Origin of the sequence: Jiella mangrovi (genome assembly GCF_017815135.1) — a bacterium.
GTDB lineage: Bacteria > Pseudomonadota > Alphaproteobacteria > Rhizobiales > Rhizobiaceae > Jiella > Jiella mangrovi.
Genome location: NZ_JAGJCF010000033.1, coordinates 1 through 2,500, shown reverse-complemented (window position 1 = coordinate 2,500; position 2,500 = coordinate 1). Strand labels below are relative to the sequence as shown.

Sequence of the window (2,500 nt, the reverse complement as noted above, 5' to 3'; positions counted from 1 at the left end):
GAGCACTGGATGGGCTATGGGGGCTCACCGCCTTACTGATCCTAACCAAACTCCGAATACCTGGAAGTACTATCCAGCAGACACACGGCGGGTGCTAACGTCCGTCGTGGAAAGGGCAACAACCCTGACCACCAGCTAAGGTCCCCAAGTTATGGCTAAGTGGGAAAGGATGTGAAGTTTCCAAAACAACCAGGATGTTGGCTTAGAAGCAGCCATCATTTAAAGAAAGCGTAACAGCTCACTGGTCTAAACAAGAGACTTTGCGCCGAAAATGTACCGGGGCTCAAGCCATACACCGAAGCTGTGGATTCCTCTTTGAGGAGTGGTAGCGGAGCGTTCCGTAGGCCTGTGAAGGGATACCCGTGAGGGGTCCTGGAGGTATCGGAAGTGAGAATGCTGACATGAGTAACGATAAAGGGAGTGAGAGACTCCCTCGCCGAAAGTCCAAGGGTTCCTGCTTAAAGTTAATCTGAGCAGGGTTAGCCGGCCCCTAAGGCGAGGCCGAAAGGCGTAGTCGATGGGAACCACGTTAATAATCGTGGGCCTGATGGTAGTGACGGATTGCGTGTGTCGTATGGTCTTAACGGATTGATCATGCGGCGAAGTGGTCCCAGGAAATAGCTCCATCGTATAGACCGTACCCGAAACCGACACAGGTGGACTGGTAGAGAATACCAAGGCGCTTGAGAGAACTCTGCTGAAGGAACTCGGCAAATTGCACGCGTAACTTCGGAAGAAGCGTGACCTCTGTTTACGCAAGTAGGCAGGGGTGGCACAGACCAGGGGGTAGCGACTGTTTACCAAAAACACAGGGCTCTGCGAAGTCGCAAGACGACGTATAGGGTCTGACGCCTGCCCGGTGCTGGAAGGTTAAGAGGAGAGGTGCAAGCTTTGAATCGAAGCCCCAGTAAACGGCGGCCGTAACTATAACGGTCCTAAGGTAGCGAAATTCCTTGTCGGGTAAGTTCCGACCTGCACGAATGGCGTAACGACTTCCCCGCTGTCTCCAGCAGAGACTCAGTGAAATTGAATTCCCCGTGAAGATGCGGGGTTCCTGCGGTCAGACGGAAAGACCCCGTGCACCTTTACTATAGCTTTACACTGGCATTCGTGTCGGCATGTGTAGGATAGGTGGTAGGCTTTGAAGCATGGGCGCCAGCTCGTGTGGAGCCATCCTTGAAATACCACCCTTATCGTCATGGATGTCTAACCGCGGTCCGTCATCCGGATCCGGGACAGTGTATGGTGGGTAGTTTGACTGGGGCGGTCGCCTCCTAAAGAGTAACGGAGGCGCGCGATGGTGGGCTCAGACCGGTCGGAAATCGGTCGTCGAGTGCAATGGCATAAGCCCGCCTGACTGCGAGACAGACAAGTCGAGCAGAGACGAAAGTCGGTCATAGTGATCCGGTGGTCCCGCGTGGAAGGGCCATCGCTCAACGGATAAAAGGTACGCCGGGGATAACAGGCTGATGACCCCCAAGAGTCCATATCGACGGGGTTGTTTGGCACCTCGATGTCGGCTCATCGCATCCTGGGGCTGGAGCAGGTCCCAAGGGTTTGGCTGTTCGCCAATTAAAGCGGTACGTGAGCTGGGTTCAGAACGTCGTGAGACAGTTCGGTCCCTATCTGCCGTGGGTGTAGGAGTATTGACAGGATCTGACCCTAGTACGAGAGGACCGGGTTGGACGTACCTCTGGTGGACCTGTTGTGGCGCCAGCCGCAGTGCAGGGTAGCTATGTACGGTCGGGATAACCGCTGAAGGCATCTAAGCGGGAAACCCACCTGAAAACGAGTGCTCCCTATCAGAGCCGTGGTAGACGACCACGTTGATAGGCCGGGTGTGGAAGTGCGGCAACGCATGAAGCTTACCGGTACTAATCGCTCGATCGGCTTGATCGTTCTCATTCGTCAATGATCATCGATCCCAAAGGGATCGAGATCATTGAGATTGTTCTTGGCTTCAATCGCCAGCGGCACGCATCCGCGTGCCTCGGCTACGCCGCTGCGCGGCGACGGCCGTTCGGCCTGGGGCTGTCCTCGCCCATATGCGGATCGAAGATCCGCGGGGCTCGGACGGCGGCAGTTCGGACAGGGTGATTGGAAAAAATAGCTGCTGCCAAGCAGCAAACGAAAGACCAGGCTTCAGGAAATGGCGCGTTCGAGCGCTCGCCCGTCAGGGCGAACATCGCGAGGACAGCCCCGCTTCGAACGAAGCGGCGTCCCGAAGGGACGTCAGCCAAGCGAGCGGATGCTCGCGCCGGCGCCTGAGGCCAAGCTTCTCGAAGCTAACATTTTGCGATTGGCCGACCTGGTGGTTACAGCGGGGCGGCCGCACCCGATCCCATTCCGAACTCGGCCGTGAAACGCCCCAGCGCCTATGATACTTCGTCTCAAGACGCGGGAAAGTCGGTCGCTGCCAGGTCTGCCAATCGCAAAAACAAGCATTCTTCTTCAATCAAAACCAAAACGCCCCGCCAGGATATCATCCGGCGGGGCGTTT

At 56.4% G+C, this 2,500-nt stretch carries 2 rRNA genes (1 of these 2 cut by a window edge); both read left to right on the top strand.

From position 1 onward, the window contains the following. A 23S ribosomal RNA gene (locus J6595_RS22280) occupies positions 1-1,899 on the top strand (it extends 1,016 nt beyond the left edge of the window). A 408-nt stretch (positions 1,900-2,307) separates the two neighbouring features. Next, positions 2,308-2,422: ribosomal RNA gene (rrf, locus tag J6595_RS22275) — 5S ribosomal RNA — on the top strand. Positions 2,423-2,500: the final 78 nt, after the last annotated feature.